The sequence below is a fragment of the Rhodococcus sp. NPDC003322 genome (genome assembly GCF_053589555.1).
The window spans coordinates 1,134,952-1,147,288 of the sequence record NZ_JBSFSC010000002.1; the positions used below are offsets into that span (position 1 = coordinate 1,134,952).

The 12,337-nt window shown below is 68.0% G+C and carries 11 protein-coding genes; 3 read left to right on the forward strand and 8 right to left on the reverse strand.

Going from position 1 to position 12,337, the window contains the following annotated elements:
• Position 1: 1 nt before the first annotated feature.
• The 3 genes from ACWDUM_RS11610 to ACWDUM_RS11620 are packed head-to-tail and all read right to left on the reverse strand — an operon-like array spanning position 2 to position 4,355.
• Entirely contained in the window at positions 2–1,687 is a 1,686-nt protein-coding gene (locus tag ACWDUM_RS11610) for a dipeptide/oligopeptide/nickel ABC transporter permease/ATP-binding protein (RefSeq protein ID WP_450134079.1), read from the reverse strand.
• Positions 1,680–2,771 (reverse strand): ABC transporter permease, encoded by a 1,092-nt coding sequence (locus ACWDUM_RS11615; RefSeq protein ID WP_450134080.1) that lies wholly within the window; start codon positions 2,769–2,771, stop codon positions 1,680–1,682. The genes ACWDUM_RS11610 and ACWDUM_RS11615 overlap by 8 nt, the downstream gene beginning before the upstream one ends.
• 9 nt (positions 2,772–2,780) lie before the next feature.
• Positions 2,781–4,355 (reverse strand): ABC transporter substrate-binding protein, encoded by a 1,575-nt coding sequence (locus ACWDUM_RS11620; protein ID WP_450134081.1) that lies wholly within the window; start codon positions 4,353–4,355, stop codon positions 2,781–2,783.
• Positions 4,356–4,534: 179 nt separating this feature from the next.
• Between ACWDUM_RS11620 and ACWDUM_RS11625 the strand changes: the two genes are divergently transcribed.
• Positions 4,535–5,536 carry an Lrp/AsnC family transcriptional regulator gene (locus tag ACWDUM_RS11625; RefSeq protein WP_450134082.1) on the forward strand — a complete coding sequence of 334 codons (1,002 nt, stop codon included), beginning with the start codon at positions 4,535–4,537 and terminating at the stop codon, positions 5,534–5,536.
• Positions 5,537–5,595: 59 nt separating this feature from the next.
• Here ACWDUM_RS11625 and ACWDUM_RS11630 read toward each other — a convergent pair whose 3' ends face one another.
• From ACWDUM_RS11630 to ACWDUM_RS11650, 5 genes are read right to left on the reverse strand one after another with little or no spacing between them, the layout of a single operon-like run.
• The gene (locus ACWDUM_RS11630) at positions 5,596–6,654 is read right to left on the reverse strand and encodes an acetamidase/formamidase family protein (protein WP_450134083.1); all 1,059 of its coding nucleotides are present in this window, start codon (positions 6,652–6,654) and stop codon (positions 5,596–5,598) included.
• A 49-nt stretch (positions 6,655–6,703) separates the two neighbouring features.
• Complete coding sequence (locus tag ACWDUM_RS11635; protein WP_450134084.1) at positions 6,704–8,080, reverse strand: amidohydrolase family protein; 1,377 nt, start codon at positions 8,078–8,080, stop codon at positions 6,704–6,706.
• Positions 8,077–8,829 (reverse strand): cysteine hydrolase family protein, encoded by a 753-nt coding sequence (locus ACWDUM_RS11640; protein WP_450134085.1) that lies wholly within the window; start codon positions 8,827–8,829, stop codon positions 8,077–8,079. The genes ACWDUM_RS11635 and ACWDUM_RS11640 overlap by 4 nt, the downstream gene beginning before the upstream one ends.
• Positions 8,829–9,626, reverse strand: coding sequence for a creatininase family protein (locus ACWDUM_RS11645; RefSeq protein ID WP_450134086.1), 798 nt, complete (start codon positions 9,624–9,626; stop codon positions 8,829–8,831). The genes ACWDUM_RS11640 and ACWDUM_RS11645 overlap by 1 nt, the downstream gene beginning before the upstream one ends.
• Entirely contained in the window at positions 9,623–10,087 is a 465-nt protein-coding gene (locus tag ACWDUM_RS11650; protein WP_450134087.1) for a cupin domain-containing protein, read from the reverse strand. Before ACWDUM_RS11650 ends, ACWDUM_RS11645 begins: the two co-directional genes overlap by 4 nt.
• 333 nt (positions 10,088–10,420) lie before the next feature.
• On the opposite strand from ACWDUM_RS11650, the gene ACWDUM_RS11655 reads away from it, so the two are divergent.
• Together ACWDUM_RS11655 and ACWDUM_RS11660 are read left to right on the forward strand one after the other, a co-directional pair.
• Complete coding sequence (locus ACWDUM_RS11655) at positions 10,421–11,479, forward strand: ABC transporter substrate-binding protein (RefSeq protein WP_450134088.1); 1,059 nt, start codon at positions 10,421–10,423, stop codon at positions 11,477–11,479.
• Positions 11,480–11,563: 84 nt separating this feature from the next.
• Positions 11,564–12,337 carry an ABC transporter ATP-binding protein gene (locus ACWDUM_RS11660; RefSeq protein WP_450115562.1) on the forward strand — a complete coding sequence of 258 codons (774 nt, stop codon included), beginning with the start codon at positions 11,564–11,566 and terminating at the stop codon, positions 12,335–12,337.

Below are 12,337 nucleotides of genomic sequence, written 5' to 3' on the forward strand. Positions count from 1 at the left end.
GTCACCTTTCGTTGCGTGAGTGTTGCTGTTGCAGAGTTGGATTGGCGAGCAGGAGCTTTCGGGTGTACGGGTGGTGGGCTTGTTCGACAGTCAGATCGCCGCTGTCGAGTTCCTCGACGATCCGGCCTGCGTTCATCACGAGGACGCGGTCGCACAGCGCCTTGACGACTTCGATGTCGTGCGAGATGAAGACGATCGCCGTTCCGTCGACGCGGTTGACGCGCTTGAACTCTCGGAGGATCTTCGCCTGCACGGTCACGTCGAGTGCGGTGGTCGGCTCGTCGGCGATGATCAGCCGAGGGCTGCAGCTCAGGGCCGTCGCGATCATCGCCCGTTGGAGCATGCCCCCGGAGAACTCGTACGGTCGCTGAGCCAGTCGTCGCTCGGGATCACTGATGTGGACGTCACGCAGCGACCCGACGATCCGTTCGTGCGCCGGCTTGGCTCCCAGCCCGCGCGCGGTCCGCAGCGGCGCACTGAGCTGGCTGCCCATCCGCAGAACGGGATTGAAGGTGCTGCCGGGATCCTGGTAGACGAGGCTCACCGTCTGCGCCATGCGCACACGCTCCACCCGCCTCCGCACGTCCAGGTCGGCGATGCGTATCTCGCTCGCGGTGGCGGTCAGGCCCTCGGGCAGCAGCTGGGCCAGGCTCATCGCGGTCAGCGACTTGCCGGAACCGCTCTCGCCGACGATGCCGAGGATCTCGCCGTCCCGGATCGAGAAGGATACGTCCTCGACCAGTCGTTCGCTGTTTCCGTTCGAGACGGTGAGATTCCGGACACGGACGAGATCGCCGACTGGAGAGTGCTTGTCGGTGGACGGAACCCGAGGCGCGGAGGCGCCGGGGCGGGCGGCCATCTTGGTGCGGGGATCGGAGACCGCGGACAAGCCGTCCGCGATGAGGATGGCGGTTGCGCCGGTGAGCACGATCATCACCGTTGGGCCTACCATCTGGATGGGATGCCCGGCCAGCACGAACGGTAAGGCATCGTTGAGTAGCTTGCCGTAGTCGTAGTGCGGGGACTGCACGCCGAGTCCCACGAACGACAGTGCCGACAGCGCGGTCAGGGCTTGCGCGAATTGCGATGCCGTCAGCACCATCAGGGGTTCGGCCATGTTCGGGAGGATGTGCGATCGTGCCGTCCGGAACGGGCTGACGCCGAGCAGTCGCGCCGTCACGACGTATCCGCGGCGCGACACCTGCGCCGCCAGGTTGGCGGTGAATCGTGCGAAACTCGGCGCCCCAGCCGCTCCAAGCGCGACCACCACGGAGATCCCCCCGGGTCCCATGATCGAAGCGACGGCGAGAGCCATGAGCAGCGCGGGGAAGGCGACCAGCGCGTCGATGGCCCGCAGCGCGGCCTCGCGGGGCCGGCGCGGCAGCAGGAGGGCGGCGATCCCGATCACGGACCCGGTGACCACCGCGATCGCCGTCGCCGCGACGGTCATGAGCAGGGTCAGCCGCCCGGCAACGAGGGTTCGTGCCAGCACGTCGTGCCCGGCGGCGTCGGTGCCGAGCGGGTGTTCGAGCGAGGCTCCTTCGAGTCGCCCGAACAGTGTGTCGGCGCGATCTTGCAGGACGATCGGGGAGATGACCGCGAGGAGGACGATGACGAGCATCAGCGTCACGCCGACGACCAGCGCCCGGTTGGAGCGGTACTTCCCGAGTCGGGAGAGGTCAGGCATCGGTGGCGTCCTTGTCTCCGAGGGACCGTGGATCGAGCAAGCCGATCACGATGTCCACGATCAGATTCACCAGTGCGGCAATGACTCCGATGACGAGGACCATGCCGCGAATGACCGGGTAGTCGCGGTCGACGATTGCTTTGACGATCCCGCTGCCTATGCCGGGTAGCGCGAAGACCGATTCGACGATCAAGGCGCCGCCGATCATGCCGCTGAGCACCAGCCCGCACAGCGTCAGACTCGTGGCGACCAGATTCGGCAGCACGTGCCCCAGGTGGATCCGGATCGCGGACAGTCGCCACCCGCGTGCGGTGCGGATGTGGTCGTGCTCGAGGATCACCGCGGTCTCGCGGCGCACCACCCGCGCGACGGTGCATGCCGGGCCGACCGCCAGCGCCACAGTGGGGAGTAGCAACGAGGCGACCGGCTGGTTCGGCGAATACGCGGGTGGGAACAGCGGCAGCAGCCCCACACCGATCCCGAACAGCAGCACCATGACCGTCGCCATGATGTAGCCGGGGATCGAGTCCAGGATTCCGGTCACGACGGTGAACGCGGTGTCGAGCCGCCGGTGCCGGCCGCCGCGTGTGACGACGCCGACGGCCATGCCGACCGGGATCGCCGTGACCAGGACGAGCGCGATGCCGCACGCGGCGATCGACACCGTGAAGGGCAGGCGGGCGGAGATGATGGTGGTGACCGGCTGCTCGTACATCGTGGAGATCCCGAGATCTCCGTGCAGGAGCTGGCCGATGTACGAAAAGAACTGAGCCACAACGGGTCGGTCGAGGCCGAGCTCGGATCGGACGAGATCGACCTCGGCCTTGGTCGCGTCCGGACCGGCAATCGCCTCGGCGGGATCGCCGGGGATCAACTGGACGATCAGGAAGGACAGCAGCACCAGCGCGACGCAGGTTCCCACCAGCGCCAGGCTCCGTCGGACAGCGAATCCGATCCACGGGGAGTTCCGGATCGTCCGCTCGTTCGTGTTCGGTCGCTCGTCGAATGTCGTCGCAGCAGGGTCTTCCCCGGACGGGCCCGGTTGTGTGGTCACGGATCCGGCCGAGGTGTGCACGGTGGTCATGGCGTCGCCCTAGCCCTCGAATCGCAGGGTGGCGAAGTCGGCGTAGTCGCCGAACACCCGCATGCTGACGCCGCCGGTCGTGACCACGGACATCGGCAAGGTGGCCAGCGGAACCGCATCGACGCGTGCCAGTGCGGAGCGCTGCGCGCGCTGCAGCGCTGCGCAGTGAGCAGCCGGGTCGGTCGCGGACATGGCCTCGCGCAGTGCGTGGTAACCCTCGTCGTTGGTGACGCCGGACTTGTTGCGGCCGCCGTTCTCCTCGCTCGGGCCCATGACGCGCAGCAGGGACGACGACAGCGTGCCGACCAGGTTGGCGTCGCCCATGAGCGTCAGATCCCATTCGTTGCTGCCGGACCGCGTGATGCTCGACCAGTTCGCGCTGTCGACGCCGTTCATGGTGACGTCGGCCCCCGCCTTGCGCAGCATCTCCGCGATGTACTCGTTGCCGGCCGACAACGCCGTCGTCCCGACGATGTTGATGGAGACCCCGCCGAGTGCCTTGGCCGCGGCCGCCGGGTCGTGTTCGGCGAGAACTGATTCATCGGTGTTGGCGCACCGCAGATTCGGTCCACCGAGCGAGGTCAGAACCTCTCCGCGGCCGCCGGACACGATGTCGTTGAACGTGACCCTGTCGAGCGCGCGTGCGACGGCGGCCCTCTTGTCCGGTGCATCGGCGAAGGCGGTGCCGGGGCGCTCGTTGAAGACGATGTAGAGGGTCGAACTGAGCACGCTCTGGGCCGTGAATCCCGCCTCGGGGGTCAGTCGCTTGACGTTCTCGTCGGTGAGGTTCGCGGTGTGGAGGGTGCCTGCGAGCAGGTGGGTGGCCACCGTCGTCTGGTCACTGATCGGTGTGAGGGTGATCCGGTTCGGCGGGGTTCCGGCCAGCGGGGGTTCGAATTGCGGCCACGCGGAGTAGTTGTCCCGAAGGGTGAACTCGTACGAGACGGCGGGGCTGGAGCGGGTGAGACTGTATGGGCCGGTGAAGGCCCCGGCGACGGTACCGGCGCGCAGCCCGGCCGGGTCCGCGAGTCCGGCGGGGCAGACGATCCCGGTCTGCGGGGCCGTCAGCCCGTCGAGCAGGTCGGACCAGTCCTCGCCCAATGAGATTCGGACCGTCGACCGCGCGTCGTCGGGCGTCACCGACGCCGTGCCGTCTCCGAACGTGAGGGTTCGAGCGATCGACCCGGTAGCCGGATCGGCCACCCGGGAAAGAGAATTCGCAACCACCGTGGCGGTGATCGGGCTGCCGTCCGCGCAGGTGAGGTCCGGACGCAGCGTGAGCTCGTAGGTCGATGCGTCGACAGCGGCCCAGGACTGCGCGAGGCCGCCGACGAGGTTGCCGTTGTCGCCCTTGCGCAGCAGGGTGTCGAACAGCAAGCGTGAAACGTGGTAGTCGTCCGACGCTTTCGCCAGGGCGGGATCGAATCCGCTGGGATCGGTGATCAATCGGCCGTTGAGAGTGCCGTCCCGGTTTGCGCCGGAGCTTGCCGTGGCGCCACTGGCGCATCCGGCGATACCGGCGGCGAGAACGACGGAGGCGGCGATCGACACCGCTTTGACGGTCGCCGTCGAGAAGTTGGGCACGGGGCCTCCTTCGGGGGAATCGGGCGTGGCGGAGAACGTGGGCGCAGGGCGCCGCGGCCCGCGTGCCCGGTTTGCGGTGCAGTTGCACAATTCTGTGGTCCGAACCCGTGAACTTGAACTGTGCGCAGGAATCTGGCATGAATATTGCTCATTGGGGCATGGGAGGGCAGGGATTTTTCATGGATGCCGATTTGGATCTGCAGATTCTCAGTGCGGTGCAGCTGAACCCGCGCATCTCGTGGACACGGCTGGCGGCCATCCTGTCGGTCGACGCGTCGACCATCTCCCGGCGCTGGACCCGGATGCAGGAGGCCCGGACGGTCTGGACAACGTGCTTCGCCTCGCCCCGGCCCGTCGGGGCCCACCTGAAGTACGCCTTCATCGAGCTGAGCTGCGCACCCGGACGTCGGCAGGAGATCATCGACGTGTTGACGGAGGAGCGTCGCGTCTACAGCGTCAACTGCACGTCGGGGTCGCGAGACCTGTTTCTCATCGTCTCCGGTGTCGGTCTCGCGGCGCTGGACGGGTACATCGACGAACGGATCACCTCTATCCCCGGGGTGACCGCGGCGAAGACGCACTTCGTCCAGGCGATCCACCTCGACGGTCCGACCAGCCGCCTACGTCATCTGACCGAACATCAGGTGGAGGCGGTTCTGAAGACCCTTCCGAGTCGTGATCGGAAGGTGCCGATCTCGGCGTCGTACCTGGAGCTGATCGCGGCGCTGGCCGGGGACGTGCGGCGTCCGGTGTCGGATGTGCAGAAGGAGGTCGGCCGATCCCTGTCGTCGGTCTCCCGTGGGATCGAGACCCTGCTCGCCGTCGACTGGGCGCGGTGGCGGGTGGACCTGGCGCACGACCTGATGGGGTGGGAAGCCGAGGCGATGCTGTGGCTGCGGGTCGATCATCCCGATGTCGATCGAACCATCGCGATGATCATCGGCCTGCCGCACGTGCGTCTGTGCGCATCGGTGGTCGGTGAGGCGAACCTCGTCGCCTCGTTCTGGCTGCGCGATCTGCACGAACTCGAAATTCTGGAACGACGACTGCAGGGTCCTCACGGAGGGCTCCGGGTCATCGATCGCTGGATCATCCCGAGGGTGGCCAAGCGCACCGGGCACGTTCTCGACCGGGAAGGTAGATGGAGTCACTTCGTCCCGATCGGTGACTTCTCGGGCTGAGCCCGGTCACTCCGTCCCTCGCCCGGCGCGGGGTGGACGGGTGGGGGACGGAGTGACCGTCACGCGAAGCTGCTCTTGCGAATTCGTGCGTGCACGCCCTTCACGACATCGACCACCTGGGAGATGTTGAAATCCGTTGCCGCGGAAAGATAGGCGTAGGCGTAGCGAGGGTCCATGCCGTAGCGGGCATCGAGCAGGGCGATCGCCGCCCGCACACAGTTCTGCATGGCGACATCGAGATCCTCGTCGAGACCGGTGGGGATCAGGTACTCGGTCGATTCGGCGACGGGGCCGACCAGGGCACCGAACGCGTCGACAGCCTCCTCGCGCGGGATGACGTCGAATCGGATCGTGGCGCGCAGCGATGCTTCGAGCGCGGTGAGCGCCACCTCGCCATCCCCCTGCGCGAAGTGGGGGTCGCCGATGTAGGCGAGCCCCCCGGGCACCTGCACCGGCAGGTAGAGGGTCGAGCCGGCCGTCAACAGATTGATGTCGATGTTGCCGCCGTGCGGTCCCGGCGGCACCGAGTGCGCTCGGGTCTCGGTGTCCGTGGCCACCCCCATCGTTCCGAGGAAGGGGGCCACCGGGAACGAGGCGGCGCGCGCGTCTTCGGGCCCGAGCGGGACCCGGGCCCGCGAGGGATCGTTCTCGTCGAGTGCGGCGAACACGCTGAACACGTCACCGGACAGCGGGAACTCGCCGGGCAGCGCGCCCCTGCCGTGCCGGTTGGAGATCACCCCGTAGGGCACCCGGGGCAGGGTCTCGACGACCCGCATCGCCAGCACGTCCCCCGGTTGCGCCCCGCGGATCTCGATCGGACCGGTCACCACGTGCGGGCCGTCCACGCCGAAGGTGCGGGGGTACTCGCTGGCCGCGAGCGCGACGGCATCGTCGAGCACCCCCTCGACGCCATGGGCCCCGAAGAAGGCCTTGGGGTCGCGGCCCTGGTCCTCGAGGATGCCCTCGTGGCTGATCGTGTCGATCGTGACCTCGCTGCCCGAGTCGATCGAGAGTACGGCCCGATCGGTGCGGCAGGGCAGCCGACCCCACAGCACGTTGTCCAGGGTGGAGGGCAGGTAGAGGTCCGAACGAATCGGTCCCGCACCGGGATTGAGCATGGCGGTGTCGCTTTCTCGAGGGCGCCGCGCCTGCGGCCGGGGAAGTGGGTCAGTGGAAGGGGGTGATGGCGTGCCTGCGCGCGCGGATCTCCTGGCCCGCCTGCCGGGCCAGCGGGTGCAGGCTGCGCATTCCGTCGCCGACCCGCACCCCGCCGACGTAGACCCCGCGCAGGTTCCGCAGCCCGCACGCCAGGACATAGGCGTCGACCGGATTCCACAGCGGACCGACGTCCGGGGCGGTGGGGTCGACCACGACGAAGTCCGCGTACTTGCCGGGGGTGAGGCTGCCGACCCGGTCGTCGACCCCGAGGATGCGGGCCGCGCCGAGGGTCTGCATGTGCAGCACCTGCCGGATCCTGACCGCTCGGGCGTCCCGGCGGGCGGCGCGCACGCTGTAGGCGGCCATCCGCATGTTCTGCCAGGGATCGGCCAGGTCCGAGCAGGCCTGGTCGTCCAGGCCCAGTCCGATCTCGATGCCGGCCGCGAGGATCTCCGGAATCGGCGCGACCCCGGAACCGAGGCGGCCGTTGGCGGTGGCCTGCCAGCTCATCCGGGCACCGGCCCGGGCGGTGCGCGCGATCACCTCGTCGGTGGCCTGGACGAAGTGCCCGAAGATGAAGTCCGGACCAAGCGCCCCGGCCTCGTCGTACCAGGAGAACCGGTCGAGCTGGTGGTCGAGTGCTTCGGCGGTCTCCAGGAAATGTGCCTGGTTGACGATGCCGAACTCGCGCATCAGGGTCACCTCGTGCTCGGCGGCGTCCCGGTTCCGGGCCCACTGCACACCACCGAAGACGGCGGCGCCCAGCGCGAATCGCGGGTCCAGCCGGTCGAGGTACTCGACCGTCGGCCGGAACCGCTCCACGATCTCCTCGGCGGTGCCGATGTCGGAGTCCGGCCGGGTGGCGTTGACGAACCGGATGCCGGCGTCGTGCTTGGCGTCGATCTGGCGCAGGATGTACTCGACCGGCCGCAGCGACTCCGGAGCCGGCTCGGATCGCTTGCCGTCGACCATCTCCGACCACGGTTCGCGGGAATCGGTGAAGTCGAACGCGGTGGTCACCCCGGCGCCGAGGAAGTCGAGCGACCCGTGCAGCGTCGCCCAGTAGATGTCCTCGGGAGTGGCGTCCCGGGTGGCGCCCATCGTGGCACCCGCCCAGCCGTAGAGCGTCTCGTCGCTGGCCACCCCGCGCAGCCCGCTGGTGAACAGGTGGCTGTGTGAGGAGACGAAGCCCGGCGCGACGATCGCGCCCGCCGCGTCCACGCGGGCGACCTCGGGGCCGACCGCGGGCGGTGTGCCCGACCCCAGGTCGGCCACGACACCGTCCTCGACCAGCAGCCAGCCGTCCTCGAGGTACTCCGGCAGGTCCGGGTCCACCGGGATCAGCAGGGCGTCGGTGACCAGGACGGAGGCGGAACGCGCGGTCACCGGGCGGCCTGCTCGAGGGCGGCCAGTGCGTCGGCCCAGCCTGCGGTGAACCCGAAGCACTGCCGGGTGTTGTACAGGGTTGCCTGAACACAGAATTCGGGGGAGGAGGTCGTCGCGGCCCCCTCGACGAGAACGACGTTGTAACCCAGTCCCGCGGCGTCCATCAGGGTCGCCAGGACGCACTGGTCGACGTTCACGCCCGCCAACAGCAGGGTGTCGACCCCGCGCAGTCGCAGCACGCTGTCGAGTTCGGTGTCGAAGAACCCGCTCATCCGGTACTTGTCGACGGCGACGTCGCCGGGCTCGACGGTCAGCTCCTCGACCACCGCGGCACCCCAGCTGCCGCGGGTCAGCACCGCGTCGCTGCGACCGGCCCGGTCGCCGATGCCGCCGCCGGTGCCGGCGCCGTCGTAGACGTGCACGACGCCGGCGGGCAGGTTCGCCAGATCCGGCCTGTTGCCCCAGTTCACCCACACCACAGGAACATCCGAGGAGCGGGCGGCTGCGGTCAGTGCCGCGCACGGGGCGATGGCGGCGCGCGGTCCGCTGACGTCGACGCCGATCCCGGCGAGCCAGCCGTCCGGATGGCAGAAGTCGTTCTGCATGTCGATCACCACGAGTGCGGTGCGCGTCAGGTCGAGGGTGAGGGACTGCGGCAGCGCGGGCAGGTCCACCCGCACCGGCGCGGGCGGGGTGGGGTGGAGGTCCACGTGATCCGGTGTGCGGATCCAGGTTTGCATGGGGGCCATCAGAGTCCTCGGGAACGGGGGGTCGGGAAGGCGAAGGTGCTGATCTCGGTCAGCGCGTCGGCGAGCCGGTCGATCTGGTGCTCCACGACCGCGCGGCCGAGCTCGGCCGACGACCTCCGCGGGTCGCCGATGACGCCGTTCTCCGGCGAGATGTCGTCGGTCGTCCAGGCCGGGGAGATTCCGTTCTCGATGGTGAGAAGCGTTGAGGTGGTGAAGAGTTCGCGAGCAGGCATGCCGCCGACGACGGCGGCCTCCAGGTCGACCAGATCGGGAGCGACGTGCATCATCATGCTGGTCTCGAGCTCGCCGGCATGGATGCCCCACTCGGCATCGCCGACGGTCACGTCCTCCGGCACGCCCAGCTGTCCGGGCATCACGTTGACCACCTGCAGGCCGAACTCGACCCGGATGTCGCGGGCGAGCATCGACAGCAGGTGGGTCTGGCCGCCGTGGCCGTTGACGAACACCAGCCGGGTGAAGCCGGATGCGTGCACCGAGCGGGCGATGTCCCGCCCGACGGCGAGCAGGGTGGCGGTGTCCAGTGACACGGTGCCGGTCCAGCCGAGGTGTTCGTTCGAGGTGCCGTAGGAGAGTGTCGGCAGCACCCAGGCCGGCGCCGTGGATCGGCTCGCGCCCTCTCGTGCAATGTGTTCGGCGAGAACGGCATCGGTCCCGACGGGAAGGTGGGGGCCGTGCTGTTCCACCGCGCCGATCGGCTGGACGATGACCGCGTTCTCGCGGTCGAGGTCGTCGATTCTGGTGGTGGGCAGGTGGGAGAGAAGGGGAACGCGCGTCACACGAGCACCCGCGGAACGAAGTTCGCGAAGATCGCTGCCTTGTCCCGCTCGTCGAGGACGGTGGGGGTGCCGTTGACGACCAGGTGCTCGAATCCGTTCGCCATCGAGCCCTCGGCATCGACGGTCATGATCGTCACCGTGTAGAGGCGCTCGGTCTCGGATGTGTTGCGGATCTTGTGAACCGAACCCTTCGGCAGGATCAGGACGTCACCCTGGCGGAGCGGCACGGTGTGCTCGTCGCTGTGCGCCTGCGCCTCGCCGGACAGGACGACGAAGATCTCGACCGAGTCCGGGTGCGAGTTGTCCGGTTGGGCACCGCCGGGCTCCCAGATCTCGAAGAAGACGCTGGAGGGCGAGCCGTCTCCGGGTCCTGCGAGCGGTACCAGCTTGACCCTGTCCTCGGGCGAAATCAGGTGTGCCGTAAGGTCGTCCAGGTTCTTCAGGATGGGGGCATCAGCCACGGGATTCTCCTTCTCGCCGAGTGCGGGACGCATGGGTGCCGGCGCGCCGCTTCCCGACCGTATACGCCCTCCGGGCTGTCAGACCGCGATGTAAACGACCCGTAACACGACCTTTACCGCGGCGACGCGCGCCGCCCCGGAATGTGGTCCGGTTCACTACGCGGCGCAAGTGGTGGATGCGAAACCGATTGTGGCGAAGTGAATTAACGAAGGAAATGTCGACGTAATGCTGTGGAGAAAGTTGCGTTACAGCGTGGTTTTACGATCGGTCCCACCGAAAGGTCAAGTGGCGCAATCCGGTGCCCTTCCACAGAGGAGAACCAAGTGTTCAAAATGGCGCGCCAACGTGTCCTGGCCGCAACCGTTCTCGCGTCCGCCCTGACGCTGTCCGCCTGTTCGAGTGGATCGTCGGAACCTGCGGCAGACGGCGGACTGACCGATGTCACCGTGGTGCTCGGCTGGTACCCCAACGCGGAGAGCGGCGGCTTCTACGCGGCCCAGCAGCTGGGCTACTACGAGGAGGCCGGCCTGAACGTGAAGATCGAGCCGGGCGGACCGCAGGTCTCCGGAACCCAGCTCGTGGCCTCCGGTCGCGCGGACTTCGGTATCACCGGCAGCGGCGCGAACGAGATCGTGCAGGCCCAGGAGGAAGGCATCCCGCTCAAGGCCGTGAACGCGATCATCCAGAAGAGCATCACCGGCATGATGGTGCACGCCGACTCCGGTATCGACAGCTTCGAGAAGACCGACGGCCTGACCTGGGTCAACTCCCCGGGCGTCCTGGGCGCCGACTGGGTCAAGCAGGAGTACGGCATCGATTTCAAGCAGATGCAGTACACCGGCAGCCTCGCGAACTTCATCCGCGACGACAAGCTCGTCCAGCAGGGCATCGCCGTGAACGAACCGTACGTCGCGCACAAGGAGGGCGACCTCGCGGTCAAGTTCCTGCCCTTCGCTGACACGGGGTTCAACCCCTACAACACCGTCACCTACGTGACCGAGGACTACCTCGACGGGAACCGGGACGTCGTCGAGGCGTTCGTCGAGGCCAGCAACAAGGGCTGGCGAGACTACATGGGTGACCTCGACGTCGCGCAGAAGGTCAACGACCACCTGATGACCGAGGTCGACAAGGAACTGTCCCCGGACCTGCTGTGGTTCGAGTGGAACGCGCAGCGAGACTATGTGCTCACCGCCGAGGGCGAGGCGAAGATCGGTGCGATGACCGAAGAGCGCTGGTCCACCCTGATCGAGCAGATGAAGAAGCTGGGTGTCATCAAGCGGGACATCGCAGTCGAGGACGTCGCCGATCTGACCGTCACCCCGGACATCGCACCGCTCGACACCCGTCCGGTGGCCCCCGAAGGCTCCTACGAGCACATCGAGTTCTGACCGCTCGGCGGGCGGATCCCCCTGACGACTTCCGCCCCGACGGACGGATCCCCCGCCCGGACAGACGACTCCCGAGGAGAGGCTATGACCACCGCAACCCTGATGGACCCCGTGACCGTGCCGACGCCGCAGCCCATGCTCGAGTTCCGCGGAGTGGAAAAGGTCTTCCGCAACGGGTACCACGCGATCACGCCGCTGGACCTGAGCATCGAGAAGGGCGAAATCGTCTCGATCGTAGGGCCTTCCGGCTGCGGCAAGACCACGGTCCTGCGCATGGCCGCGGGCCTCTCCGAGGTGAGTCGTGGCCAGCTGATCCGGCGTGCGCAGGAGCAGGCCTACGTCTTCCAGGACCCGACGCTACTGGCGTGGCGCACGGTGCAGAGCAACGCGGAACTGGTTGCCAAGCTCAAGGGCGTGCCCAAGGCAGAACGCCGTGCTGCCGCCACGGCGGCCCTCGAGACGGTCGGCCTGGCGCCGTTCGCCTCCTCCCTGCCGCGCCAGCTCTCCGGCGGTATGAAGATGCGGGTCTCGCTGGCCCGGGCGATCACCAGCTCGCCGGAGATCATGTTCTTCGACGAACCGTTCGCCGCACTCGACGAGTTCACCCGCGCGAAGATGTCGGAAGTCGTGCTGGACCTGTGGCGGATGCAGCAGTTCAGCGCCCTGTTCATCACGCACTCCATCCAGGAGGCGGTGAACATCGCCCATCGGGTGGTGGTCATGGCCGCCCGTCCGGGGCGGATCGACCGGATCATCGACTCGCCCAGCCCGCCCCGCCAGGACGGCGGCCCGCGTGACCTCGCGGCGCTCGACGCCCTCACCACCGAGATCTCCGGCCTGCTGGCCTTCGAACACTGA